General features: G+C 73.9%; 16 protein-coding genes. 10 read left to right on the top strand and 6 right to left on the bottom strand.

Annotated features, from left to right (window positions below; all coding sequences use genetic code 11):
* The first annotated feature begins 235 nt into the window (after positions 1-235).
* From CRV15_RS25810 to CRV15_RS25825, 4 genes are all read left to right on the top strand, one after another.
* On the top strand, positions 236-598 hold the full coding sequence (locus CRV15_RS25810) for a TIGR04351 family putative TOMM peptide (protein ID WP_009995364.1): 363 nt from the start codon (positions 236-238) through the stop codon (positions 596-598).
* Positions 595-2,958 carry a TOMM precursor leader peptide-binding protein gene (locus tag CRV15_RS25815; protein WP_003959550.1) on the top strand — a complete coding sequence of 788 codons (2,364 nt, stop codon included), beginning with the start codon at positions 595-597 and terminating at the stop codon, positions 2,956-2,958. Before CRV15_RS25810 ends, CRV15_RS25815 begins: the two co-directional genes overlap by 4 nt.
* A 182-nt stretch (positions 2,959-3,140) precedes the next feature.
* Positions 3,141-4,820, top strand: coding sequence for a SagB/ThcOx family dehydrogenase (locus tag CRV15_RS25820; RefSeq protein ID WP_003959549.1), 1,680 nt, complete (start codon positions 3,141-3,143; stop codon positions 4,818-4,820).
* A 29-nt stretch (positions 4,821-4,849) separates the two neighbouring features.
* Entirely contained in the window at positions 4,850-6,103 is a 1,254-nt protein-coding gene (locus CRV15_RS25825; RefSeq protein WP_029182826.1) for a sensor histidine kinase, read from the top strand.
* Between the two features lie 167 nt (positions 6,104-6,270).
* Here the strand turns inward: CRV15_RS25825 and CRV15_RS25830 are convergent, their stop codons facing one another.
* The 6 genes from CRV15_RS25830 to CRV15_RS25855 form a co-directional block, all read right to left on the bottom strand.
* A complete protein-coding gene (locus tag CRV15_RS25830; RefSeq protein WP_009995361.1) occupies positions 6,271-6,879 on the bottom strand; it encodes a response regulator transcription factor in 609 nt (202 codons plus the stop codon).
* A gap of 137 nt (positions 6,880-7,016) precedes the next feature.
* Positions 7,017-8,099: a ScbA/BarX family gamma-butyrolactone biosynthesis protein gene (locus tag CRV15_RS25835; RefSeq protein ID WP_003959546.1), complete on the bottom strand. Its 1,083-nt coding sequence runs from the start codon at positions 8,097-8,099 to the stop codon at positions 7,017-7,019.
* A gap of 337 nt (positions 8,100-8,436) precedes the next feature.
* Positions 8,437-10,083: an FAD-dependent monooxygenase gene (locus tag CRV15_RS25840; RefSeq protein ID WP_003959545.1), complete on the bottom strand. Its 1,647-nt coding sequence runs from the start codon at positions 10,081-10,083 to the stop codon at positions 8,437-8,439.
* Entirely contained in the window at positions 10,080-10,772 is a 693-nt protein-coding gene (locus tag CRV15_RS25845) for an HAD family hydrolase (protein ID WP_009995359.1), read from the bottom strand. The genes CRV15_RS25840 and CRV15_RS25845 overlap by 4 nt, the downstream gene beginning before the upstream one ends.
* Before the next feature lie 364 nt (positions 10,773-11,136).
* Positions 11,137-13,551 (bottom strand): MMPL family transporter, encoded by a 2,415-nt coding sequence (locus CRV15_RS25850; RefSeq protein ID WP_003959543.1) that lies wholly within the window; start codon positions 13,549-13,551, stop codon positions 11,137-11,139.
* Between the two features lie 130 nt (positions 13,552-13,681).
* The gene (locus CRV15_RS25855) at positions 13,682-14,728 is read right to left on the bottom strand and encodes an SMP-30/gluconolactonase/LRE family protein (RefSeq protein ID WP_009995358.1); all 1,047 of its coding nucleotides are present in this window, start codon (positions 14,726-14,728) and stop codon (positions 13,682-13,684) included.
* A gap of 377 nt (positions 14,729-15,105) precedes the next feature.
* Here CRV15_RS25855 and CRV15_RS25860 point away from each other — a divergent pair, with 377 nt between their 5' ends.
* The 6 genes from CRV15_RS25860 (at position 15,106) to CRV15_RS25885 (ending at position 23,993) form a co-directional block, all read left to right on the top strand.
* Complete coding sequence (locus CRV15_RS25860) at positions 15,106-17,004, top strand: 2-oxoacid:acceptor oxidoreductase subunit alpha (protein ID WP_231406022.1); 1,899 nt, start codon at positions 15,106-15,108, stop codon at positions 17,002-17,004.
* Between the two features lie 310 nt (positions 17,005-17,314).
* Positions 17,315-18,349 carry a 2-oxoacid:ferredoxin oxidoreductase subunit beta gene (locus tag CRV15_RS25865; protein ID WP_003959540.1) on the top strand — a complete coding sequence of 345 codons (1,035 nt, stop codon included), beginning with the start codon at positions 17,315-17,317 and terminating at the stop codon, positions 18,347-18,349.
* A 67-nt stretch (positions 18,350-18,416) separates the two neighbouring features.
* The gene (fdxA, locus tag CRV15_RS25870; RefSeq protein WP_003959539.1) at positions 18,417-18,743 is read left to right on the top strand and encodes a ferredoxin; all 327 of its coding nucleotides are present in this window, start codon (positions 18,417-18,419) and stop codon (positions 18,741-18,743) included.
* Between the two features lie 834 nt (positions 18,744-19,577).
* Positions 19,578-20,504, top strand: coding sequence for an AfsA-related hotdog domain-containing protein (locus tag CRV15_RS25875; RefSeq protein ID WP_230864094.1), 927 nt, complete (start codon positions 19,578-19,580; stop codon positions 20,502-20,504).
* Positions 20,505-20,563: 59 nt separating this feature from the next.
* On the top strand, positions 20,564-23,359 hold the full coding sequence (locus CRV15_RS25880; protein ID WP_003959537.1) for an AfsR/SARP family transcriptional regulator: 2,796 nt from the start codon (positions 20,564-20,566) through the stop codon (positions 23,357-23,359).
* A 91-nt stretch (positions 23,360-23,450) separates the two neighbouring features.
* The gene (locus tag CRV15_RS25885) at positions 23,451-23,993 is read left to right on the top strand and encodes a CbrC family protein (protein ID WP_044972311.1); all 543 of its coding nucleotides are present in this window, start codon (positions 23,451-23,453) and stop codon (positions 23,991-23,993) included.
* The last annotated feature ends 506 nt before the right edge of the window (positions 23,994-24,499 follow it).

The raw sequence follows: 24,499 nt of genomic DNA on the forward strand, positions 1-24,499 counted from the left end.
ATCGGATCATTGGCCCGGCATGAATCCACGACGGTCCCGACCATGAGGAACTCATGGGTGAGCCCTATGAAGAACTCATGCGGCAGGCGTGAGCCGAACACTGTCCCCGCGCACCGCCGAGATCGCAGAATCTTGTCGCGATCCTTTGGCACCTCGGCACCGCCCAGCACAGCACTCAGCGCGCAGCGCTCAGACCCTCGGCTTCGCACCCGACCAGTCGACCGTGGAGGACCTCGTGAACGACGCCCTTCTTCTCGCGTCCGAGCCCGTCACCGACCTGACCAGCACGAATCCCCCCGCGGCCGGTGCCGTACGGGATCAGGCGCTCGCCCAGGAGTGGCTGGTGGAGCTGATGGCCCGTACCTGGCTGGAACCCGCCCTCGCGGACCGCTACCGCACCGACGCCCGCTCCGTGCTCGACGAGTACGGCTACACCCTCCCCGTCGGCGCGCAGGCCCCCGCACTGCCGGACACCCCGGTGTCGGAGCTGTCCATCGAGGAGCTGAACCTGCCGGTCATCGTCCACTCCACGGGGACCTACTGCATCCAGATGGACTCCGTGTCACTCTCGGCCGCGAACCGGACGATCCTGCGATGACCGCCGTCCACGGGGAACGCCCCGCCAGAGCCGCGGAGTCGACACGGGGCCGCCGCGTGGGATTCCGCAGCCATCTCCGCGCCGAGGTCGTCGCCGGAGACGCGGCCTATCTGCTCTCCGACCGGGGGGTCACCGCCCTCCAGGGCGACCAGATCGAAGCGCTCGTCCCCCTGCTCGACGGCACCCGGGACCTCCCCTCGGTGCTGCGCGAAGCGGCCCGTACGATCCCCGCCGAGCAGGCGGGACGGCTCATCGGACGACTGGCCCAGGCCGGTCTCGTCGGCTACTCCGCCGCGACCCCCGCCGACACCGTGCGCGACCCCGCCCGCGCCTACTGGGAACTCGCCGGAATCGACGGCGCCGAGGCCCTGTCCCGGCTCGCCGCCGCCCGGGTCCAGGTCCTGTCCGTGGGCACCGCCGACGCCGGGCCCATCCTCGCCGCCTGCGCCGACGCCGGTCTGACCGCCGTGGCCGCCGACGCCCGCGACTACGGCGCCGCCGTCGCCGCGGGCGAGCTGTCCCTCGTCGTCTGCGAGGACTACCTCGACCCCGAACTGGGCGACATCGACGCCGTGCACCGCGTCAGCGGCAGGCCCTGGCTGCCCGCCAGGACCGGCGGCTCCACCGCCTGGATCGGCCCCGTCTTCACCCCCGGGGTCGGCGCCTGCTGGACCTGTCTGGCCCACCGGCTGCGCGGCCACCGCCTCTCCGAGGCCCCGGTCCGGCGCGCCCTCGGCCTCACCGGCCCCGTGCCCAGGCCCGCCGCCCGGATCCCCGTGTCCACCGCGGGCGCGGCCCAGCTCACCGTCCTGGAAGCGGCCAAGTGGCTTGCGGGATACCGTTATCCGGGTCAGTCCGCCGTCCTGACCCTGGAGACGCTCTCGCTCGCCACCCGCCACCACGAGCTGCGCCGCCGCCCGCAGTGCCCCGCCTGCGGAGACCCCGGACTCGTCGCCGAACAGGTGCGCCGCCCCGTGCATCTCGTCCCGCGGCCCAAGAGCCACAGCGGCGGGGGCGGTCACCGCTCCCGCTCCGCCCAGCAGGTCAAGGACGCCTACGGACATCTGGTCAGCCCGATCACCGGCGTCGTCGACACCATCCGCCGCGACCCGCGCGCCCCCACCGGGCTGCACTGCTACCTCTCCGGCCGCAACCCCGCCGTCGGCGCCACCGACCTCGCCCAACTGCGGATGGGGCTGCGCCAGGTCAGCGGCGGCAAGGGCGCCACCCCGCTGGACGCCGAGGTCAGCGCGCTCTGCGAAGCGCTGGAACGATACAGCGGCACCCTCCAGGGCGACGAGCCGCGCGTCCGCGACAGCCTGCGCGCCCTCGGCGACAGCGCCGTCTCCCCCGACCGCTGCCAGCTCTTCGCCCCGCAGCAGTTCCGCGAGCGCGAACGCTGGAACGCCCTGCACTCCTCGTTCCAGCACATCCCCGAACCCTTCGACGAGCGCGCCCCGGTGGACTGGACCCCGGTCTGGTCCCTCACCGAGCAGCGGCAGCGGCTGCTGCCCACCGGGATGCTCTACTTCACCGGCCCGCCCGACGGCACCGTTCCGCAACTCGCGGGCCGCCGCTCGCTGCGCGCCGACTCCAACGGCAACGCCGCGGGCAGCAGCCCCGAGGACGCGATCCTCCACGGCTTCCTGGAGCTGGTGGAACGGGACGCCGTCGCCCTGTGGTGGTACAACCGCACCCGGCAGCCGGGCGTGCGGCTCGACGGCCGCGGCGGGTTCGGCGACGCCTGGACCGAGGAGCTGACCGGCGTCTACCGGGACCTCAACCGCGAGGTGTGGGCCCTCGACCTCACCGCCGACCTCGGCATCCCCGTCTTCGCCGCGCTCTCCCGGCGCACCGACAAGGCCGCCGAGGACATCATGTTCGGCTTCGGCGCCCACTTCGACCCCGCTGTGGCCCTGCGCCGGGCGCTGACCGAGATGAACCAGTTCCTGCCCGCCGTCGTCGACGCCCGCGCCGATGGGTCGGGATACGGCTCGGTCGCCCCCGAACCGCTCGGCTGGTGGTGGGGGGCGACCGTGCGCAACCAGCCCTATCTGCTGCCCGACCCGTCCGTCCCCGCCCGCGGCCCGGCCGTCCCCGGCCACCGTCCCCGGCCCGATCTGCGGGAGGACGTGGACGCGGCCGTCGAGCTGCTGCGGGAGCGCGGCATGGAGCTGCTGGTCCTGGACCAGACCCGGCCCGACCTGGGCATCCCCGTGGTGAAGGTGATCGTCCCCGGACTGCGCCACTTCTGGGCCCGGTTCGCCCCCGGCAGGCTCTACGACGTCCCGGTGCGGCTGGGACGACTGGCCGCGCCGACCCGGTACGACGATCTGAACCCCGTCCCGCTGTTCGTCTGACCGCCCGCCCGACCGCTTTCTTCCGACCGCGTTCTTCCGATCGTCTTCTCGCGCGTGTTCGTCCGACGGTGTTCGTCCGACCGACCGTCCGTCCGGCTGTTCGTCCGACCGTCCGTCTCTGTACGGCCCACCCTCAATGAGCCGTCCCCACCGGCCCACCCGTGTCCTGCTCAGGAGTTCTCATGCCAGTCGAGAGGTCGTCCGAGGCCCCCCCGACCGTACGCCGCGGCGGGCGGCGCAGTCTTTCCCTCTGGGCGCTCCGCGAAGACGTCCTGGTCGAGACGGGTTGCCCGAGCGGCTCCATCGTGCTCTCCGGTCGCTGGGGAGAGGTCAGGCTGCGCCATGCGCTGCCGACGGTCCGGGAGGCGCTGCGGCGGATGAGCCTCGGCCCCATCTCGCTGGCGAACGTGGTGGCCGACACCATGGCCTCCGTCTCCCCCGTGGAACGGGAACCCGACGGAGCGCCCATCGAGGACTCGCTCTCCGAGATCCTGATGGTCCTCCAGCGGCTCCAGCACCTCGTGGTGCGCTCGCTGAGCCTGGACAGCCCCGACCACCTGCTGATGTCCGTGGTCCCGATCTCGCAGTCGGCCCGCTTCGCCCCCGCCGCGGTGAGTGCGGCCCACCCCATCCGGCTGTCGCACTTCGCCTTTCTGCGCAGCGAGGGCAAGGGCTTTGTGCTGGAGTCGCCGACCTCGCTGCACCGGGTGGTGCTGCACTGTCCCGAGGCCGCATGGGTGATCGGCATGCTCGGCAGGCCGGTCACCAGCGCGGAGATCGCGGAAGCGGTGCCCCTCCCGGTCGAGGCGACCATGGAGATCATCGCCCATCTGGTGGCGACGGGCATGGCCGTCCCGGCCGAGCCGCCGTCCGGCGGCCGCGCCGAACTGGACGCCGCCGGCGGCTCGGACCGTCCCCACCGGTGCGAGCTGCCCGAGGCCCCGGCGCCGGACTTCGCCGAGGACCGGGACCCCGCCCTCGCCTCCTGGTCCGCCATCGACCTGCTCTTCCACACCCGTTCCACCCTGGGCCGCCACGACGCCGACTTCGGGGCCACCTATCCGCTCGCGGACCGGATGGCGCCCGCCCCGGCGGTCAAGCCGCTGCCCGACGGGCCCCGGATCTTCCTCGACCGGCCCTCGCTGACCGACGTCCCCGCCGCCGACCCGCCGCTGACGACGGTGCTGGAGGAGCGCCGGTCGATGCGGAGCTTCGGCTCCAGCAGGCTCACCGCGGCCACCCTGGGCGAGTTCCTCTACCGCGCGCTGCGGGTCCGCTCGCTCCACGAGAACCCGGGCAACGGCCACGAGGGCCCCTTCACCGACCGGCCCTACCCCAGTGGGGGACGCGCCTACGAGCTGGAGTTCTATCTCGCGGTCCGGGACTGCGCGGGCATCCCGTCCGGCGTCCACTACTACGCGCCGCTGGAGCACTGCCTGGTCCGGATGGACGACGCCGACTCCGGTGCCGCCATGGAGGAGCTGTTCGACGAGGCACGCGTCGCCGCCGGTCTCACCGACCCGCCCTCCGTGGTCATGACGATCACCTCCAGGATCCACCGGCTCACCTGGAAGTACAGCGGTCTGGCCTACGCGCTGACGCTCAAGCACGTCGGCGCGGTGACCCAGAACCTCTATCTGATCGGCACCGCGATGGGGCTCGCGTCCTGTGCGCTCGGCAGCGGGGACATCGACCTCGCCGCGCGGGCCACCGGACTCGACTGGCGGATCGAGCCGAGCGTCGGCGGATTCGTCCTCGGGACCTACCCCGACAAACCTGAACATACGGCTGCGTCCGCTCGTGAAATCCACCAGGCCAATTCACGAACGGGCAGTGAAGTCCGCAGTCTCTACATAAACTGACCTCCCTGATGCCGTTCGCGGGGGAATGCATGGAAGCCACGGCGAGCTCGGGCAGAGCGAAGGCCGGCAGCAGCACAGCGGACGACGCCGACGCGGGGACGGGAGGCATCCCACTCTCCTCCGCGGTACGCACCCTCGGTGTCGACGCACCACCGCCCCAGGTCGCCCTGAGCATCCTGCTGGTGGTGATGACCGGCTTCGGCATCGTCGGCTTCCTCAACATCCTGGAGGCCCGGCCCGGGCCCTTCACCCTGGCCGCGGCCGGGGCCGGTTTCCTCGGCATCTTCACCCTCCAGCTCATCCACTCCGCCCACCGCACCCGCGCCCTGCGGCTGCGCTGGGGCCGCTGGACCCTCGCCCTCCAGGCTCTCCTGACCTATCTGCCGCTCTTCGCCTTCGGGTTCGTGTGGGGCGGCATGGCCGGGTTCCTGGGGGCCTCCGTGCTGCTCGTGCTCCCCTCCCGGCTCGCCTGGCCGCTCTTCGGCGCGGTCGGCGTGATCGCCTGTGTCACCGGCCCCATGCTCGACCGGGACATCGTCACCTCCGTCTACATCGGTGTCTCCACCATCCTCACCGGGCTGATCGTGTACGGGCTGAGCCGGCTGGCCAATCTGGTGATCGAGGTCCAGGAGGCCCAACAGGCCCTCGCCCGGCTCGCCGTCAGCCAGGAACGGCTGCGCTTCGCCCGCGATCTCCACGACCTCCTCGGCTACAGCCTCTCCGCGATCACCCTCAAGAGCGAACTCGCCCGCAGGCTGGTGCACTGCGAGGCCGACCGCGCCCTGGAGGAGCTGGAGAACATCCTGGAGATCTCCCGCCAGGCCCTCTCCGACGTCCGCACGGTCGCCCGCGGCTATCGCGACATGTCCCTGGCCACGGAGGCCGTCTCGGCCCGTGCGGTGCTGGAGGCCGGGGGCATCCAGGCGACCGTCGAGATCCGCGGCAAGCTCCCCGAGGGGGAGACCAGCACCATCATGGCGACCGTCCTGCGGGAGGCCGTCACCAATCTGCTGCGCCACAGCAAGGCCGAGCACTGCCGGATCGAGAGCTGGACCACCGCCACCGGACGGCTCGTGCTGACCATCGCCAACGACGGGGTGGAACGGGAACAGCTCGCCGACCCCGCCCGGTCGCCGTCCGGGCGGGACGGCAGCGGGCTGCACAACCTTCAGTTCCGGCTGGCGGCGATCGGCGGACGGCTCTCCTCCCACGTCGACGACAAGGGGTGGTTCGTGCTCACGGCGGAGGCCCCGATCTCCGTGGAGCACGGCGACGCCGCCTAGACCGTACGGCCGGAGCGCGCCCGTGACCGCGTCGTCCGCCGCCTCCGGACGGCCGTACAGAGCCACCCGGAGCCACCCGGCCGGTACGGCCGCGCGGCCGTCGGCTCCGTTCCGCGGTCCGTACCCGTGACCGGGGGCCGGCCGCCGTGGCGGCGGCCGGCCCCCCGTCACATCAGCCAGCCGCTCTCCCGGGCGACGCGGATCGCGTCCACCCGGTTACGGGCGTTGAGCTTGGTGACGATGGTCGTCAGATAGTTCCGCACCGTTCCCACCGAGAGGAACAGCCGGACGGCGATCTCCGCGGCCTCCGCCCCGTCCGCGGCCATCCGTAACACCTCGACCTCGCGGGGCGTCAGCGGATTCTCTCCGTTGTCGAACGCCGCCAGGGCGAGCTGCGGGTCGATCACCCGCTTCCCGGCGGACACCTCCCTGACCGCGTCGGCCAGCCGGGCCGGTGGGGCCTCCTTGAGGAGGAAGCCGCCGACCCGGGCCGCCAACGCCTTGCGCAGTGTGCCCGGCCGCCCCAGGCTCGTCAGAATCAGGGTCCGGCACCACGGCGTCTGCTCCGCGAGCAGCGACGCGGCACTCAGCCCGTCCATGCCGGGCAGGTCGACATCGATGATGGCGATGTCGGGCCGGCACTCCAGCACCTTGCTGACAATGGTGTCTCCCCGTTCGACCTCGGCGACGACTTCCAGGTCGCTTTCCAGAGCCAGTAGTGCGACGAGCGCCCCGCGGACCATGTGCATGTCTTCGGCGAGCAGGATGCGTATCAAATGCGGTCCCCCGTCGGGCACGGTCGATTGGCCGACACCTTTTGGGCGGGAATGGTACTGGATAGAACGCTTGTGTGGGGATTCCATGAAGATTCTCGCAGGCCCCAACACGCCGAGTTCTCACATGAGTTGAGAACTCACCTCCATTGTGCCACTTCCAGGCGGAGCGCTGTGGTCGTCCGGCCTTCCTGGAGCGCCTCGACGGCCACCGGGACGGTGAAGATGCCCAGTTGCTCGTCCCACTGGAGGCCGTCCACGGTCGCCCGCAGCCGGGTGATCTGGTCCAGTTCCGTGTAGTCCGTGAAGCTGGTGGTGATGGAGGCGATGGCGAGCGAGTACGGGTCGAGCCCGTGGAGCCGGGCCACGGAGGCGATCGCGAGCTGCCGGGCGGCCTCCACCTGGAGATGCCCCGGCACATGGTCCAGCGGGTGGTCGAACATGTGCGGGTGGCTGGTGTCCACCACCAGTTGGGCGAAGAACTCCCGGTGGTCGGACTCCGAGACCGGGTCCGTGATGAACACGTTCCGCTCGTCCCTGCGGCCCACCGCGGCCGGTGCGGCGGCCGTGAAGCGCGGCAGCAGCCAGCCGGGGTGGTCCGGCACCAGCCGCTTGCTCCGCAGCACCCGGTAGGCCGCCTTGGAGACGATCAGCAGCCCGCCCTGCCCGATGAGCGCGGGCTCCCCGTCGACATGGATGTCCCCGGTGAAGCTGAACCCCTGGACCCGGCCCGCGCGGTTCCGCTTGGGCCGGGCGTCCAGCGTCACCGCCACGTTCGCGGGCCGGGCCCCGATCCGGAGCGGGCCGAAACCCATCGTCCGCAACGAGAGGTCGCTCAGGATGAAGGCGGACGCGAGCGGCACGTCCAGATGGCGGTGCGCGGCCAGGACACCGGCCTGCCGGACCACTTCGAGGAGCAGGGTGAAGTCGTACAGCGGGCCCTCGCCGATCAGATGGCCCCGGGGGAGCTGCGCCGCGACGGCGAAGGAGTCCTCACCGGTCTGCCGGGAGTCGGTGACGAACACCTCCGAGACCGACGACCGGTGGACCAGCGCGCGCGGCACGGTCGACTCGTAACTCAGCCCCTCGGGAGCGACCGGCTGATCGGTGACCCGGGGGACGACCGGCACCGCGGAGCCGAGCTCCGGGCGGGGTGCCGCGAGACCCTCCGCGGTCGCGGTGGTGACCTCGTGGGACGCGGGGACGGACGTGGGTACGGACATGGTGAGGGTGTTCCCTTCACTGGAGGGTGTGCGCCGCCGCCCTGTCGGCGGCAGGGCCGGGCGCGGCGGAACGGGATTCGGATTCGGGTGGGGGCGCGGGGGCGGACCCGGGACCTCGGCGGCCGTCAGCGGCCGGGCCCTCGGACTGGCCCTCGGACGGGCCCTCGCGGGGCGGTGGGAGAACCGGGGCGGTGCGCCTCCGCGCCGTTACGGAAGTGGGCGCGCGGGGCCGGAAGGAGTACCCGCGGCGGTGCCCGCCCGGGTCGGTGGGGGAGCGGCCCACGGCCGCCCGGGTCCGCGGAGCGCGCCGGTCCGCGGTGGGGAGGCGGGGGAGGCGTCAGGAGCGCCCGGCCCGCGCCGGGGCGGGGAGCGCCCGCTCCCGGGGCAGCCGGTCCAGCAGCGCGTCCAGCCCGGTGAGCCCGGCGCGGGCCGCGAGCACACCGTCCGGCCGGACGAGGGCGAGCCAGCCCGCGCAGCCGCCGCGCAGCGCGCCGTGCCCCGGCTCGCGGGCGACGCGGGCCCCGGCGGCGATGGCGCGCCCCGGGTCGGCAGCCGTGCCCGGCGGCTGTATCCACAGCACCGTCACGGCGTCGTCGGCCCCCCGCCGGTGCAGCACTCCGGCGGCGTGCGCGGCCCGCTCGCCTGCGGCCTGCCCGCCGTACGCGAGCAGGGTGTGCCGCCCCTCGGCGAGATGGGCGTGGAGCGTCAGCGCCGCCGGGCCGTGCACCGGGACCAGCGCGGCGTCCGGCGCCCTGCGGCCGGTGCGCACGGCGCGCGGGGCGTCCGCCGCGCCCGCCAGGTCGGCGACCGCCGGACTGCCGGAGTGGTCCAGGTCGAGCTGGGCGAGGAGAGGGATCACCCGGCTCTCCAGGAGTCCCGCCCCGGACAGCGCCCGCAGCGCGGTGTCCCGCGCGGCGCGCGCCAGCGGACGGCGCAGCAGCCAGAGCCGGATCTGCTGATCGCCGTTGCGGACCGCGCGGACGGAGGCCGGGCGGCGCTCCGCCTCGAAGCTGTCCAGCAGGGCCGGGTCCTGGCCGCGCACCACGGCCGCCAGTTTCCAGCCGATGTCGTAGCCGTCCTGGACCCCGGTGTTGAGGCCCTGCCCCCCGGCGGTGGTGTGGGCGTGCACCGCGTCGCCCGCGAGCAGCACGGGGCCCGCCCGGAAGCGCGGCGCGACCTTGGCGTGCACCTGGAACCGGCTGGTCCACCAGGCGTCGTGGAACCGCAGTCCGCCGGGTCCGCGTTGGTCGAGGAGCCGTTGCAGCAGCGCGCTGGAGGGCGGGTCGCTCCGCCCGTCGCTCTCCAGGTCGAAGAAGACGCGGTGGCCGCCCGGCTGGGGCACGATCACCAGGACGCCGTCGGGCGCGATGTGGTGCTGGACCTCGGCCTCGTCGGGCGCGCCCGACAGCACACCGTCCCCGATGAGGAACGTCCGGTCGAAGGTGTGGCCGTCGAAGGGGATGCCGACGCTCTCGCGCACCGTGCTGCGGGCCCCGTCGGCGCCGATCAGCCAGGGGACCGTCACCTCCTCCGTGCCGCCGGAGGAGCGCAGCACGACGGAGACCGCGGCGCCGTCCCCCGCGCCGTGCACGGTGAGGTCCGTGGCCTCCGTCTCCCACTCGACCGTGCCGCCCAGCTCCTCCAGCCGGGTGTGCAGGGCCTGTTCGGTGACCGGCTGGGGGACGCAGAGCGGCCCGGGGAACGCGGTGCCGCGCAGCCCGCCGAAGCGGACCCCGCCGATCCGTCGGCCCCGGGACCAGTACGAGGCTCCGGCCAGCGGCAGCGCCTCGGCGGCGAGGGTCCGGGCCACGCCCAGCCGGTGCAGGCACTCCAGGGCGCCGCTCCAGAGCACCAGGCCCTTGGGGGCGACGCCCGGCCCGCGGCGGCGGTCCACGATCCGGCAGGGCACCCCGAGGCCCCTGAGGGCGCAGGCGGCGGTGAGCCCGGTGGGTCCGGCGCCGACGATCAGGACGGGCGGGGTCATCGCGCGCCTCCCGACGGGACGAGGGCGGCGGGGGCGGCGGGCGGCGGCGGGGGAGGGGCCGCCAGGGCCCCGGTGATCGCGGCGACGGCCGACGCGGTGTCGGTGAAGAGGACCGAGCGGATACCGAGCGCCGTCGCCGCCGCGCAGTTCTCCTCGGTGTCGTCGACGAACAGGACCCGCTCGGGCGCCGTCCCGAGCCGGTCGAGCAGTATCCGGTAGATCGCCGGGTCGGGCTTGCGCACACCCTCGCGGTGCGAGTCGACGACGACCTCGAACAACTCGTCCACCGGGAGCTGGGCGCGCCACAGCGGCTCCCACTCCCGGACGTTGTTGGTGAGCAGCGCCAGCCGGTACCCGCGTGCGCGCAGCGCGCGCAGCTCGGCCAGGAAGGGCGCGTTGGCGCGCCGGCCGCGGAACCACAGCTCCCCGAAGCCCCGCCCGTTCTCCAGGACCCGGCCCGTGCCCTCGGGCAGATGGGCGAGGACCCGCTCGGCCATCCGGCGTTCGGTGATCTCGCCGGTCTCCAGCGCGGCCATGGGGGTGATCCCGTGCCGTGCGGTCGCGGCGGCGAAGGCTCCGGCGAGCGCCGGGACGGTGAGACCGGCCAGTTCGGCGAAGGCCGCGAAGGTCTCGGCGAGCGGGTTGGTCAGCACCCCCCCGTAGTCGACGACGACCGTGTCGACGGTCATGGTGCCTCCTTCTCGTACCGGTTGCTGGTGTCCACGGACGGCGCCGGGCCGCCCCGTGCGAGGGACGGTCGACCTGTCCTCTCCCGGCGTCCGCTGTGGTGCGGTGCAACGGACGGTAGAACCGCGCCCTTGCGCATGGGCAAAATCGCCGGTCTTCGCGGGGAGGGTCCGGGGTGTCCGGTCGGTCCCCTCGGTCCGGGTCCGCCCCGGGTCCGTCGCGGCCCCCGGGGTCTCGCGGTGCCGCGTCCGGCCCGCGCCGGACCCCGTGCGCCCGCGCCGGGGAACGGCGACGGGTGCGCGGGGCCCCCGGCCCACCGCGCACCCGCCCGCCGGTCCCGGCGCCCGCCCCGGAGGGGACGGCCCGTCAGCCCGGCGTACCCGTCCCCGCCGTCACCCGGGGCTCGTCCCGTACCTCCCCGGCGGCCGGGCCCCGGTGCGGCGGCGCGGCCCCGGTCGGCACGGGGGAGGCCGGCGCCGCGGGCGCGGGAGCGCCCTCGCTGATCCCGAAGCGGGCGTGGAGCCGGCGCAGCGGCCCCGGCGCCCACCAGGTCGCCTCCCCGGTGAGCCGGAGCACCGCGGGCACCAGCAGGGTACGGATCACCATCGCGTCCATGAGGATGGCGAGCGCGACCCCGAGCCCCAGCATCTTGGTGTTGGTGATCCGGGAACTGCCGATCGCCACCATCACCACGGCGAGCACCACGGCCGCCGCGGTGATCACCCCGCCGGTGCCCCGAATCCCCTCGACCACGGCCGACCGGTGGTCGGGCTGCCGCTCCCGCTCCTCCTTGATCCGGGAGAGCAGGAACACCCCGTAGTCCATGGAGAGTCCGAAGGCGAGGCAGAACATCAGCACCGGCAGCGCGGTCTCGATACTGCCGGTGGGGGTGAAGCCGAGCACCCCGGAGAGATGGCCGTCCTGGAAGATCCACACCACCGCGCCCAGCATCGCCGTCAGACTGAGCGCGTTGAGCAGCACCGCCTGCACGGGGACGAGCACACTCCCGGTGAGCAGGAAGACCAGCACCAGCGTGGCCAGGACGATCGCACCGACCGCCCAGGGCAGCCCGCGCCCGATCGCCGACTGGGTGTCGATCAGCGCCGCCGTCGTCCCGGAGACCCGCACGGGGAACGGGGCCGCCAGCTCCCGGATGTCCCGGACGAGGTCCTTGGCCTCCTCGGAGATGGGCTCCAGGGACGGGACGACAGCGAGATGGGCGATCCCCCCGGAGGCACGGGCGGGCTGGGCCGGGCCCGAGCGCTTCCCCTCGGTGTACCGGCCGCCGGGGCCGTCCACCCGGATCACGCCCGGCAGACCGGACAGCCGCTGGGCGTACGCGTCCAGCGCCCCGGTCCCGGCCGCGCCCGTGCTCACCGCGGTCCCGGTGGTCTCAGTGTTCTCAGTGTTCTCAGTGGTCTCGGCGACGACGTCGACGGTGCCCGTGGGGCTGCCCGGGAAGTCGTCCCGGATCCGTTCCTGCACCACCCGCGACTCGGCCGACGTGGGGAGCTGGCGGTAGTCGGCGGTGCCGAAGTCGACGTTGAGGAAGGGCGCTCCGAGCAGCAGCAGCACGGCGAGGGTGCCGGTCGCGACCAGCGGGGCGCGCCGCATGACCCCCCGGGCCAGCCGGGCCCACCCCTCGCCCTCCGGCTTCGGCGCCCGCCCGGCCCGGGGCGCGCGCCGCACCAGCCGCCGGATGTCCCACGCGTCGATCCGGGGGCCGAGCAGGGCGAGCAGCGCGGGCAGCACCACCAGCGCCGCCACCGCGGCGAGGACCACCACACTGATGCCCGCGTACGCCAGCGACCGCAGGAAGTAGAGCGGGAAGACCATCATCGCGGCCAGCGAGACGGCGACCGTCGCCGCCGAGAACAGCACCGTGCGCCCCGCCGTGCCGAGCGTCGCCGCGAGGGCCGCCGGGCCGTCCTTGCCGCCGCTCAGCTCCTCCCGGTAGCGGCGCACGATCAGCAGCGCGTAGTCGATCGCGAGCCCCAGACCGAGCGCCGTGGTGAGGTTGCTCGCGAAGACCGACACATCGGTGAACTCGGTGATGACCCGCAGCACCGCGTTGGTGCCGAGGATCGCGATCACCCCGATGCCGATGGGGAGCAGCGCGGCGACGGCGCTGCCGAACACCACCATCAGCACCACCAGGGTGATCGGCAGCGCGATCAGCTCGGCCCGCAGCAGATCCTCGCTGATGAAGGTCTGCTGCTCCTGCTGGGTGGCGACGGTGCCGCCGATCCGGATGCCGAGCGCGCCCCGCTCCCCGTCGAACGCGGGGATCACCCGCTCCTCCAGGGTGCGTTCGGCCGCCAGTTCGTCCCCGTTGATCCGGGCGACGATCAGGGCCTGGCCGCCGTCCTCGGAGCGCAGGGTCGCGGCCCGGCCGTCCCAGTAGGAGGTCACCCCGGTGATGCCGGGCACAGCGGCGAGGCGCGCGGTCAGTTCACGGCCCTGGCGGGCCGCCGCCGTGTCGTCCACGGAGCCGTCGGCCTCGGCCAGCAGCACCAGATTGGGGCGGGCGCCGGGGAACTCGCGCTCCAGGGCCCGGGCCGCGAACGAGGACTCCGAGCCGGGGTCGACCACCCCGCCGCTGCCGCCGCTGCGCAGCCGGTCGGCCACGCCGCCGCCGAGGACGACGGCCCCGGCCAGCAGTAACAGGGTGAGGGCGAGCAGGGCCTTGGGGCGGCGCCCGGTCAGCCGGGCCAGCGCGCCGAACAGGCCGCGCTGCGGTGCCGCCGCGGACGGCGGGCCGGTGGCGTGCGGATGGTGCATGGCGGTACTCCCGGAGGGGTCGGGGTGGCGTACGTGCCGGGAGAGGTGCTCGCGGGGCGCCGCCACCTGAGATGCGGAGGGGGTGCGTACGGTCCGGTGGGCGTCCGGAGGGCGGTGGGCCCGGACCCCGTCAGCGCCTGCGGAGCTGGAACCGGCCGGGAGTGGGCGAGGGGACCCCGGTCAGGATCTCCCGGAGCCCACCGCTGAGGACGTAGTCGCCGTACGGGGTCACGGCGACCGTCGTGGGGTCGTCGACGGGCCAGGCGCGGTCCTCCACGGTGCGCGCGGTGCGCCAGCCGTCGGTGGAGCGCAGCACCAGGACGGCGTCCCGGCCGGGCGCGGTCGACAGATCGTTGGAGACGACGAGCAGCGACCCGTCGGGGCGCAGCGCGAGACCGTCGATGGAGTTCGGGGCCCGGTCCAGCCGGACCTCGCGGACCTGCGGGCGCGCCGAGCGGGGGCGGTCGATCCGGAAGAGCCGGCCGCCGGAGTAGCGGCCCACGAGGAGGAAGCCGCAGGGGTGGTGGACGATGCCGTTGGGCCCGGTCTCCGGGGTGCCGAAGCGCTCGTCGCGGATGACGTTGCGGACTTCGCCGTTCCCGCCCACCCGGGTCACGGTGTCGACCTCGGTGTCGGTGACATAGATGTCGCCGTGGTGGTCCACGGTGACGTCGTTGGTCCGCGGCTCGATCGTGGCCCCGGTGGAGACCGGCACCAGCGTCCGTACCGCGCCGGTGGCCAGGTCGAAGACGCCGACGCCGTTCACGGGCGGCTTGGTGATGTCCACCATGCCGAGACGGCGGTGGAAGTAGTCGCTGTAGGCGGCGACGATCCGGCCGCGGCGGTGGTCGGTGTGGAGTCCGAGGACGGAGACCCGGGCGAAGGGGGTCACGAGGGGGGTGACCGAGCCGTCCGCCCGGACCACCGAGATCGTGCCCTGGACGCTGGACGAGACGAGGAACGCCCGTCGGCCGCGGTCCCAGCCCACACCTTCGGGATAGAGGCCCGGGGCGTGGACGGTGAGGGTCCGGGGCAGCGGGCGGCGCTCGCCCGCCGCGGTCCGTCCGGCGGCCCGGGCTGGGGTGTGCACGGCGGCGAGCGCCCCACCGGTTCCGGCCACCGCCGCGAGGCGCAGCAGGGTCCGGCGGGATGTCTGGGCGTAGGGGGAGGGGTCCACGGGGCTGCTCCTTCGGGCGGTGCGGGCGCGAGCGGGGCTGCGTCGGCGGGGCTGCGCGGGGCGGCACCCGGCCGGGCCGGGTGCACGGGCCCGTCCGGCACCGCCGTGGCGGGTGCGCCGGGTCCGGGCCGTCCTCCGCCGACCGTGCCCAGCGTCGCCAGCCGCTCTGGAGCAAGGCTGGATCACGGCTGTACAGAGCTGTTGACGACGGTTCCTGGTGGGGCTGCCCGGGGCTCCCGGGGCGCGATCCGCACCGGCCCTTTGGTTCGCCTCAAGGCCGGGTGCCTACCGTCCTGCCGTCAGCGCGCCGCAGACCCGCGCCGCTGGACCGGCACCCAGAGGGGACGAAGAGCGTGACGGTGGACACGGTAGACACGCTGGACATCGACGTGGCCGAGCCGGTGCCGGCCGGGACCGGTGTGGGGGAGGTTCGCCGGTTGGATCGGGTGGTGATCCGGTTCGCTGGTGATTCGGGTGATGGTATGCAGCTCACGGGTGACCGGTTCACCTCGGAGACGGCGTCGTTCGGGAATGATCTGTCGACGCTGCCGAATTTTCCGGCGGAGATCCGGGCGCCTGCCGGGACGCTGCCGGGGGTGTCGTCGTTCCAGCTGCATTTCGCGGATCATGACATTCTCACGCCGGGGGACGCGCCGGATGTGCTGGTGGCGATGAACCCGGCGGCGTTGCGGGCGAATCTCGCGGATGTGCCCCGGGGCGGGGAGATCATCGTGAACACGGACGAGTTCGCGAAGCGGGCGATGGCGAAGGTCGGCTGGGATGTGTCGCCGCTGGAGGACGGGACCCTGGAGGGGTACCGGGTCCATCCGGTGCCGCTGACGACGCTGACGCTGGAGGCGCTGAAGGAGTTCGGTCTGACCCGGAAGGAGGCCGAGCGCAGCAAGAATATGTTTGCGCTGGGTCTGCTGTCGTGGATGTATCACCGTCCGACGGAGGGGACGGAGTCGTTTTTGCGGCGGAAGTTCGCGAAGCGGCCGGTGATCGCGGAGGCGAATGTCGCGGCGTTCCGTGCGGGGTGGAATTTCGGGGAGACGACGGAGGATTTCGCGGTCTCCTATGAGGTGGCTCCGGCGGTGTCGGCGTTCCCGGCGGGTACGTACCGCAATATTTCGGGGAATCTGGCGTTGTCGCTGGGGCTGGTGGCTGCGGGGGAGCGGGCGGGTCTGCCGTTGTATCTGGGGTCGTATCCGATCACTCCGGCCTCGGACATTCTGCATGAGCTGTCGAAGCACAAGAATTTCGGTGTGCGGACGTTCCAGGCGGAGGACGAGATCGCGGGGATCGGGGCGGCGCTGGGTGCGGCGTTCGGGGGGTCTTTGGCGGTGACGACGACGTCGGGGCCGGGTGTGGCGCTGAAGTCGGAGACGATCGGTCTCGCGGTGTCGCTGGAGCTGCCTTTGGTGGTCGTGGACATCCAGCGCGGGGGCCCCTCCACAGGGCTGCCGACCAAGACGGAGCAGGCGGATCTGCTCCAGGCGATGTTCGGCCGCAACGGTGAGGCGCCGGTGCCGGTGATCGCGCCGCGCACGCCGGGGGACTGTTTCGACGCGGCGCTGGAGGCGGCGCGGATCGCCCTCACCTACCGCACCCCCGTCTTCCTCCTCTCCGACGGGTACCTCGCCAACGGGTCGGAGCCCTGGCGGGTCCCGGAGACGGGTGAGCTGCCCGATCTGCGGACCCCGTTCGCGACCGGCCCGAACCACACGCTGGCGGACGGCAGCGAGGTGTTCTGGCCCTACAAGCGCGACCCCGAGACGCTGGCGCGGCCGTGGGCGGTGCCGGGGACACCCGGGCTGGAACACCGCATCGGCGGGATCGAGAAACAGGACGGCACGGGCAACATCTCCTACGACCCCGCCAACCACGAACACATGGTCCGCACCCGCCAGGCCAAGACCGACAGCATCACCGTTCCCGACCTGACCGTCGACGACCCCGGCGGGACCGCACGGGTCCTGGTCCTGGGCTGGGGCTCCACCTACGGCCCCATCACCGCCGCCGTCCGCCGCCTGCGCAAGGACGGCCGCGCCATCGCCCAGGCCCACCTGCGCCACCTCAACCCCTTCCCCGCCAACCTCGGCACCGTCCTGGCCTCCTACGACAAGGTCATCGTGCCCGAGATGAACCTCGGCCAGCTCAGCCTCCTCCTGCGCGCCCGCTACCTCACCCCCGTCCACGCCCACACCCAGATCAACGGCATGCCCTTCAAAGCAGCCCAGCTCGCCGACGCCCTGAAGGAGGCCACCGATGCCTGACCCCACCACCACAGACAACGCGGCAGACAGCGCCGGTGCCACAGCAGGCACCACGGCCGCCGCGACGGCAGGCACGGCGGCCACCGCCGGTGCCGGTGCGGGCACCACGGCGGAGGGTGCGACTCCGGCGGACGGTGCGGTTCCGGCGGCTGCCGGAACCGGCGCGGCTTCGGCCGGTGCCGGCGCGGGCAGCACCGGTACGGCTTCGGCCGGTGTTCCGCGGGCGGGTGTTCCGCAGGCGGAGGGCAGACCGGTACTGAGCATCGCCGACGCCCTGTCCCTGGTCCCCCGCGCCACCGGCCGCCAGACCATGAAGGACTTCAAGTCCGACCAGGAAGTCCGCTGGTGCCCCGGCTGCGGCGACTACGCCGTCCTCGCCGCCGTCCAGAGCTTCATGCCCGAACTCGGCATCCCCCGCGAGAACACCGTCTTCATCTCCGGCATCGGCTGCTCCTCCCGCTTCCCGTACTACATGAACACCTACGGGATGCACTCCATCCACGGCCGCGCCCCCGCCATCGCCACCGGCCTGTCCACCTCCCGCCAGGACCTGTCCGTCTGGGTCGTCACCGGCGACGGCGACGCCCTGTCCATCGGCGGCAACCACCTCATCCACGCCCTGCGCCGCAACGTCAACCTCAAGATCCTCCTCTTCAACAACCGGATCTACGGACTGACCAAGGGCCAGTACTCCCCCACCAGCGAGACCGGGAAAATCACCAAGTCCACCCCCATGGGCTCCCTCGACGCCCCCTTCAACCCCGTCTCCCTCGCCATCGGCGCCGAAGCCAGCTTCGTGGCCCGCACCATCGACTCCGACCGCAAACACCTCACCGACGTCCTGCGCGCCGCCGCCGCCCACCCCGGCACCGCCCTCGTCGAGATCTACCAGAACTGCAACATCTTCAACGACGGCGCCTTCGACACCCTCAAAGACAAAGAACAGGCCCAAGAAGCCGTCATCCGCCTGGAACACGGACAGCCCATCCGCTTCGGCACCGACAACACCAAAGGCGTCATCCGCGACCCCCATACCGGAGACCTCCAGGCCGTCACCGTCACACCCGACAACGAACACCACATCCTCACCCACAACACCCACACCCCCTCCCCCACCACCGCCTTCGCCCTCTCCCGCCTCGCCAACCCCGACACATCCCACCCTTCCCCTGCCTTCGGCGGGGAGGCCCCTACCCCCATCGGTGTCTTCCGCGACGTCCAGCGCCCCGTCTACGACACCGGGATGAGTCAGCAGCTCCAGGAGGCGCGGGAGCGTCTGGGCGCGGGGGATCTGACCGCCCTGCTCACCGGCTCCGACACCTGGACCGTCCCCGCACGGGCCTGACCCGCGTCCACCCGATCCCGCTCCGTCCCGCCGTTCCGCCACCCCGCGAGCGCCCCAGGAGAACCCCATGGCGTATGTGATCGCCCAGCCCTGCGTCGACGTCAAGGACCGGGCCTGTATCGAGGAGTGCCCCGTCGACTGCATCTACGAGGGGCCCCGCAAGCTCTACATCCACCCCGACGAGTGCGTGGACTGCGGAGCCTGTGAACCGGTCTGCCCGGTGGAGGCCATCTTCTACGAGGACGAGGTACCGGTGGAGTGGAGCGGGTACCGCACGGCGGACACCGAGATCTTCGCCCCGCTCGGCTCGCCCGCCGGGGCCGGGGCGACCGGGCCGCTCGCCGAGGACCACCCCCTGGTGGCGGCGCGCCCGGCCCTGGAGCCCCAGACCTGAGCACCGCACCGCACCTCAGCACAGCACAGCACAGCACCTCAGCACCGCACCTGAGCATCGAGGGCCCAAGCACCGAGGGCCGAAGCACCGGACCCGGACCCGAGAGGCCGGGGCCCGGTGCGCACGGTGACGACCGGGGGCCCGGGACGACCGCCTGCGCGCGGCCGTCCCGGGCCCCTTCGCGCGTTCCGGCGCGCGGACGGCGGGTCCCGGGGCCCCTGGGACCCAGGGGGAGGAAGGTCCTGTCGAGAGGGTCCGGTCCGGCATCCGGTCGGGTCCAGTAGCGGTCCAGAATCGGTCCAGAGCGAATGCAGCGGTTCGAGAGAGTGTGGTGGCGGTGGCGGATTCCCGCCACCGCTGTTGCTCTTTCCGTCCCGGCGGCACGCACCGTTCGGGCCATCGCCCGCCCGAGCCCCGGGCCTTGCCGGGGGACCGCGTTCCCCACAGCGCCGGGCGTGGGCGGACAGCGGTTCGCGGGGAGCCCGCGCCGCACGATCGACGATCGTTCCCGTCCCCGGCAGGACCGGCGGACCCATCGAAGGAGCTGGTATGGACATCGTGTTCGATGCCGCCGCCACCGCACCCCGCGCACCGACGGGGGCCGCCGCCTCTCCCGCCCCGACCGTCGCCCGCGCCCCGGCCGCCGCGTCCGGCTCCCCGGCGGGGTCCGTCTCCCGCGCCGCCCGCCGGGGCCCCGGCCCGGGACCGCGCCCGACGCCCGGCCCGCCGTCCCGGCCACCGTCCCCCCGGTCGGCCTCCCGCGGGACTCCGTCGCCGAATCCGCCGGCGTCCTCGGCGCCGTACGGCCCGCCCGCGGGCTCCCCCCTCCATCTGGTGCACAGACCGGCCACTCCCGAGGGGTTCCTGCTGGACGCGACAGCACCCGTCGAACAGCGCTTCGCGCTCTCCGCCGAACTCCCCGACACCCACGGGGTCTTCAACGACGGCCCCGGCACGTTCCACGATCTGCTCTTCGCGGCCGAGTCCCTCCGGCAGGCCACCCAGTTCGTCGCCCACCAGTACTTCCGGGTGCCGGCCGAGCGCCCCGCCGTCTTCGTCTCCAGCGGGATGGACATCCAGGACCTCGGCCCCTGGCGGCGCACCGGACGGCCCGCCCATATGGCCCTCGACATCACGCTCACCCCCGTCGACGTCGTCAACGGCATCCCCCGCGGGCTCGACTGCCGGGGCGCCGTCGCCATCGACGGCGAGCAGTGCGGCAGCGGCACCGCGCGGCTGCTCTTCCTGATGCCGGGGGTCTACCGGGCCCACCGTGCGCTGGGGCGCCGCGAAAGCCTTCAGGGACAGGTGTCCGCTCCGTTCCGGCCCGCCGTCCGCTCCGCGGTCGCCCCCGAGCGGGTCGCCCGTCTCGACCCCCGCAACGTCCTGGTCGGACCGCCCCTGCGGGCCATCGACGGGGAGTTCGTCCTGCCGGTCGCGGCGGCACCCGGGAACGAGCTGTTCGACGGGGGGAGCGAGGGACACATCCCCGGCCCCGTCTTCCTGGAGGCGTCGCGGCAGGCCGCCACGGTCGTCGCCGCCGAACTCCACGGCTTCCGCCCCGCCCATGCCGTCCTCACCCACTGGTGGGCGTCCTTCCGTGGCTTCGGCGAAACGGATCTGCCCCTGACCTGCACCGTCACCTCCCGCGAACCCCTCAGGGACCGAGCGGGCCGCCCCACCGTCCGACTGCGGATCACCTTCAGCCAGGGCAGCCGTGTCCTGGCCACCACGTCGGCCACCCTGCTCCAGGACTGCTGAACACTCACGGGCCCCCACCCCACCCCCCACTCCCCGTCGTCATCGAGAGGAGCCCGCCCATGCGCTTCCGGGTACTGGGGCCGGTGAGCATGTCTCCCCGCACCCCGTCCGCCGCCAAACCCCGCGCACTGCTCGCCACCCTGCTGGTCCGGGCCGGTGAGGTCGTCCCCGCGCACAGCCTCATCGACGAACTCTGGGGCACCGAGCCGCCGCGCACCGCCACCACCACGCTCCAGGTCTATGTCTCCCAGCTACGGAAGATCCTCGCCGAGGACGAGCACGGCGCCGACAGACCCCCCGAGGGCGCCGAACCCGCCGGCGGGCTGCTGCTGACCCGCGCGCCCGGGTATCTGCTCCAGATCCCCGACCAGGAGAACGCGTTCGACCTGCCGTGCTTCGAACGGCTGCGGAACGACGGCCGCGCCGCCCACCAGGAACGCGACTTCGCCCGGGCGTCCCGGCTGCTGCACGAGGCACTGGCGCTCTGGTCCGGCCCCGCGCTCTCCGGCATCCCGCACGGCGTGCGCCTCGAATCCGCCGCGATCCGCCTGGACGAGCTGCGCATGGAGGTCCTGGAACAGCGGATCGTCGCCGATCTCCGCCTCGGCCACCACCAGGAACTCGCCGGGGAACTGCTGGCCCTCGCCAACGAGCATCCGCTGCGGGAGACCCTGCACGGGCATCTCATGGTGGCCCTCTACCGCACCGGCCGGGGCTCCGACGCCCTGCGGGTCTACGGCAGGCTCCGGCACTCCCTCGTCGAGGAGCTGGGGGTCGAACCCGGCCCCGGCCTCGCCCGGCTCCACGAGCGCGTCCTGCGCCGCGACCCCGCCCTGGACTGGCGGCCCCCGCGGCCCCCGGCCGGAACCACCGCCACCGACCGCCCCGGGCGCGGCCCGTCCGCACCCGCGCCCGAGGAGGCCCGCCGCCCGGTCCCCACCCCGCCGGTGCTCCCCGCCGAAGCCCCCGGATTCGTCGGGCGGCACGAGGAACTCGCCCATGGGGAACGGGTGCTGCGCGGCCGGAACGGACAGCCGCCCGTCCGCGTCCTCGCCGTCTCCGGACGCGCCGGGGCCGGGAAGTCGGCACTGGCGCTGCGGCTCGCCCACCGCATGGCGGAATCCTTTCCCGACGGCCGGGCCCTGGTGCGGTTGCGCGGACCGCACGGCCGTCCGCTGACCACCGCCCAGGTGGGGGCCGCGGTCCTGCGCCGGCTCTCCGGCGATGACTCCGGCGACCGGGGCACCACCCCCACAGACCCGGCCGAACTGGCCGAACGGATTCGGCAGGCCCTCCACGGCCGTCGGATTCTGCTCGTCCTCGACGATGTGGGGAGCGAGGAGCAGATCCGGCCACTGCTGCCGCCCACCGAGGGCAGCGCGGTCATCCTCACCGGCCGCCGCACCCCCGCCGCGCTGGACGGGGCCGAGCACCTCGTCCTCGACGCCGTACGCCCCGACGAGGCCGTCGAACTGCTGATGACGGCGGCGGGGGAGCGGATCGCCGACGACACCGCCGCCGCGGCGGAGATCGCCCGGCTCTGCGGCTACCTCCCGCTGGCGCTGCGCGTCGCCGCCGCGGCGCTGACCGCACGGCCGCACACCACCGCCGACGCCTTCGCGGAGCGGCTGCGCGACGAGCGCACCCGGCTCGGGGTGCTCCGCGAGGGCGATCTCGACCTCCGCTCCACCCTGCTGACCGGCTATCAGGAGGCCGGTCCCGCACAGCGGCGGGCGTTCAGGATGCTGACCCTCGCCCCCGCGCCGGACTTCGCCGGATGGACCGCCGCCGCCCTCCTCGGCAGCGGGGCGGGCGTCGCCGAGGAACTGACCGAGGAACTCGTCCGCGCCCATCTCCTGGAGGCCCGGCCGGGGGTCCGCACCCAGCGCTACGGCTTCCACTCGCTGCTGCGGGTGCTCGCCGTGGAGCTGCGCGAGGCCGAGTCGGCGACGGAGCCCGACGGCGAGACCACCCGCCGCGCCGTGGAACGGCTCTGCCGCGCCTATCTGACCCTCGCCCGCTACGCCGACGCCCGGCTCGCCCCCGGCCGCGACTGGCGCACCCGCACCGGGCCGGACGGCACCCACGGGGACCGGCGGGACGGCCCCGACGGGCCCACGGTCATCGGCGAGGGGACCCTGAGATGGTTCCAGGACGAGGCCGCCGGACTCGTCGAGGCCGTCCGCCAGGCCCACGCGGCCGGGCTCTGGCCGCTGGTGTGGGAACTCGCCGACAGCGCCACCGGCTACTTCCACGCCTGCGCCGCCTGGGACGACTGGGAGGAGACCCACCGGCTGGCGCTGGACGCCTCGCTGCGCGCCCGGAACACGGCGGCGGAGGCGGTGGTGCGCCACTCCCTGGGCGGCCTCGCCTGGCAGCGCCGCGAGGCCCGTCGCGCGCTGGCCCACTTCATGGCCGCGCAGGCCTGCTTCGACCGGGTCAAGGACCGCATCGGCTCGGCCCGCTGCCGGATCGGGGTGGCCGACATCCTGCTCGGCCAGGGGCGGCTGGGGCCCGCCGCCCGCCGCTACGGCCGGGCACTCGCGCTGTGCACCGCCGGGCGGGACCTCTGGGGCGGCGTCGCCGCGCTCAACGGCCTCGCTCTCGTCAATCTGCGGCTCGGCCGGAGGGAGACCGCGATCGGCCAGCTCGCCCAGTGCCGCCGGGCGGCGGAGCGGCTGGGGGACCGCCGCTGGGCGGAGTACACCCGCCGTACGGAGGCCCGGGTGGCGGCGCCGTCCGTACGGCGTCCGCCGGCCCAGGCGGTCGAGGTCCGCCCCGGGATGTGGCTGATCGGCCCGCCGCCCCCGGCGGCCCGCCCGCTCCCGGGACCCGCGCCCGCGCTGGCGGGCTGACCGTGCCCCGGGCCGCCGGACACACTCCGGCGGCCCGGGACCACCGGCAGGTCATCGGCCTTTGTCAGTGCTGATACCTACAGTGGCCGACATGTCCGAACCGCTGCCCCCCTTCCCGTACCACCCCGACCCCGTCGCCACCGGCGCGGTCGTACCCTCCGACGCCGTCTGCGCCCACTGCGGACGCGCGCGCGGCCATGTGTACGCCGGCCCGGTGTACGCAGGGACGCCCGGCCTGAGCGGACGGCTGTGCCCGTGGTGCGTCGCGGACGGCAGCGCCGCGGCGGCGTACGAGGCCCACTTCACGAGCGGAGAAGTCCTCGGCGACGAGATCCCGTTCGACGTCCTGCTCGCCGTGGACACCCGGACCCCGTCCTTCACCGCCTGGCAGCAGACCGTCTGGTACGCCCACTGCGGCGACGCGGCGGCCTTCCTCGGCGCGGCGGGCGCCGCCGAACTGGCCGCCTTCCCCGACGCCCTGCGGCTCCTGCGTGCCCAGGCCGACGCCTGGGGCTGGCCGGACGACCAGGTGGAGCACCACCTCGCAAGCCTCCACCGCGACGGCGACCCGACGGCCTACCTCTTCCGCTGCCGCCACTGCGCGACCCACCTGGCCTACGCGGACTTCGCCTGACGGGCCGCCACCCGCGGCGCGGGGGACGGGCGAACGCGGGCGTGGGCCCGCTCCACTCCGGTGCGGAGGCGGGTCGCCGTGCGCTGTTCCGGGTGCCCGGCCGTGCCACCGGTTGTCCGCGGGTGGCTCTTGCGGTCGTTCCCGCTGGGCGGCCGGTCCTGTCCCGGCCGGGTCTTCCCCGACGCGCGGGGCCGTGGAGGCCAGCCCGCGGCGCGGGGCCGGTTCGCGGGGATCTTCCCCGACGCGTGGGGAGCGGTCCGGTGGTCCGGATGGGCGGGTGGCCGGGTCAGCCTGCGGCGTCGAGGGCCGATACCGTCGGTTCGTCCCGTGGGGCGAACGCGGGCGTGGGCCCGGTGTGTTCGGTGCGGAGGCGGGTCGCGCAGCCGGTTGTCCGCGGGTGGCTCTTGTGGTCGTTCCCGCTGGGTGACCGGTCCCGTCCCGGCGGGTCTTCCCTGCCGTGCGGGCGTGGCCCGGCCCGGCGGACGCTGGGTCAGCCCGCGGTGCTG

The sequence above is a fragment of the Streptomyces clavuligerus genome (assembly GCF_005519465.1).
Taxonomy (GTDB): domain Bacteria; phylum Actinomycetota; class Actinomycetes; order Streptomycetales; family Streptomycetaceae; genus Streptomyces; species Streptomyces clavuligerus.

Excerpts from the sequence above, each read along its gene's own strand:
- CRV15_RS25815 (WP_003959550.1), top strand. The coding sequence starts at position 595 with ATGACCGCCGTCCACGGGGAACGCCCCGCCAGAGCCGCGGAGTCGACA.
- CRV15_RS25865 (WP_003959540.1), top strand. The coding sequence starts at position 17,315 with ATGAAGGACTTCAAGTCCGACCAGGAAGTCCGCTGGTGCCCCGGCTGC.
- CRV15_RS25885 (WP_044972311.1), top strand. The coding sequence starts at position 23,451 with ATGTCCGAACCGCTGCCCCCCTTCCCGTACCACCCCGACCCCGTCGCC.
- CRV15_RS25825 (WP_029182826.1), top strand. The coding sequence starts at position 4,850 with ATGGAAGCCACGGCGAGCTCGGGCAGAGCGAAGGCCGGCAGCAGCACA.
- fdxA (WP_003959539.1), top strand. The coding sequence starts at position 18,417 with ATGGCGTATGTGATCGCCCAGCCCTGCGTCGACGTCAAGGACCGGGCC.
- CRV15_RS25880 (WP_003959537.1), top strand. The coding sequence starts at position 20,564 with ATGCGCTTCCGGGTACTGGGGCCGGTGAGCATGTCTCCCCGCACCCCG.
- CRV15_RS25840 (WP_003959545.1), bottom strand. The coding sequence starts at position 10,083 with ATGACCCCGCCCGTCCTGATCGTCGGCGCCGGACCCACCGGGCTCACC.
- CRV15_RS25835 (WP_003959546.1), bottom strand. The coding sequence starts at position 8,099 with ATGTCCGTACCCACGTCCGTCCCCGCGTCCCACGAGGTCACCACCGCG.
- CRV15_RS25820 (WP_003959549.1), top strand. The coding sequence starts at position 3,141 with ATGCCAGTCGAGAGGTCGTCCGAGGCCCCCCCGACCGTACGCCGCGGC.
- CRV15_RS25850 (WP_003959543.1), bottom strand. The coding sequence starts at position 13,551 with ATGCACCATCCGCACGCCACCGGCCCGCCGTCCGCGGCGGCACCGCAG.
- CRV15_RS25845 (WP_009995359.1), bottom strand. The coding sequence starts at position 10,772 with ATGACCGTCGACACGGTCGTCGTCGACTACGGGGGGGTGCTGACCAAC.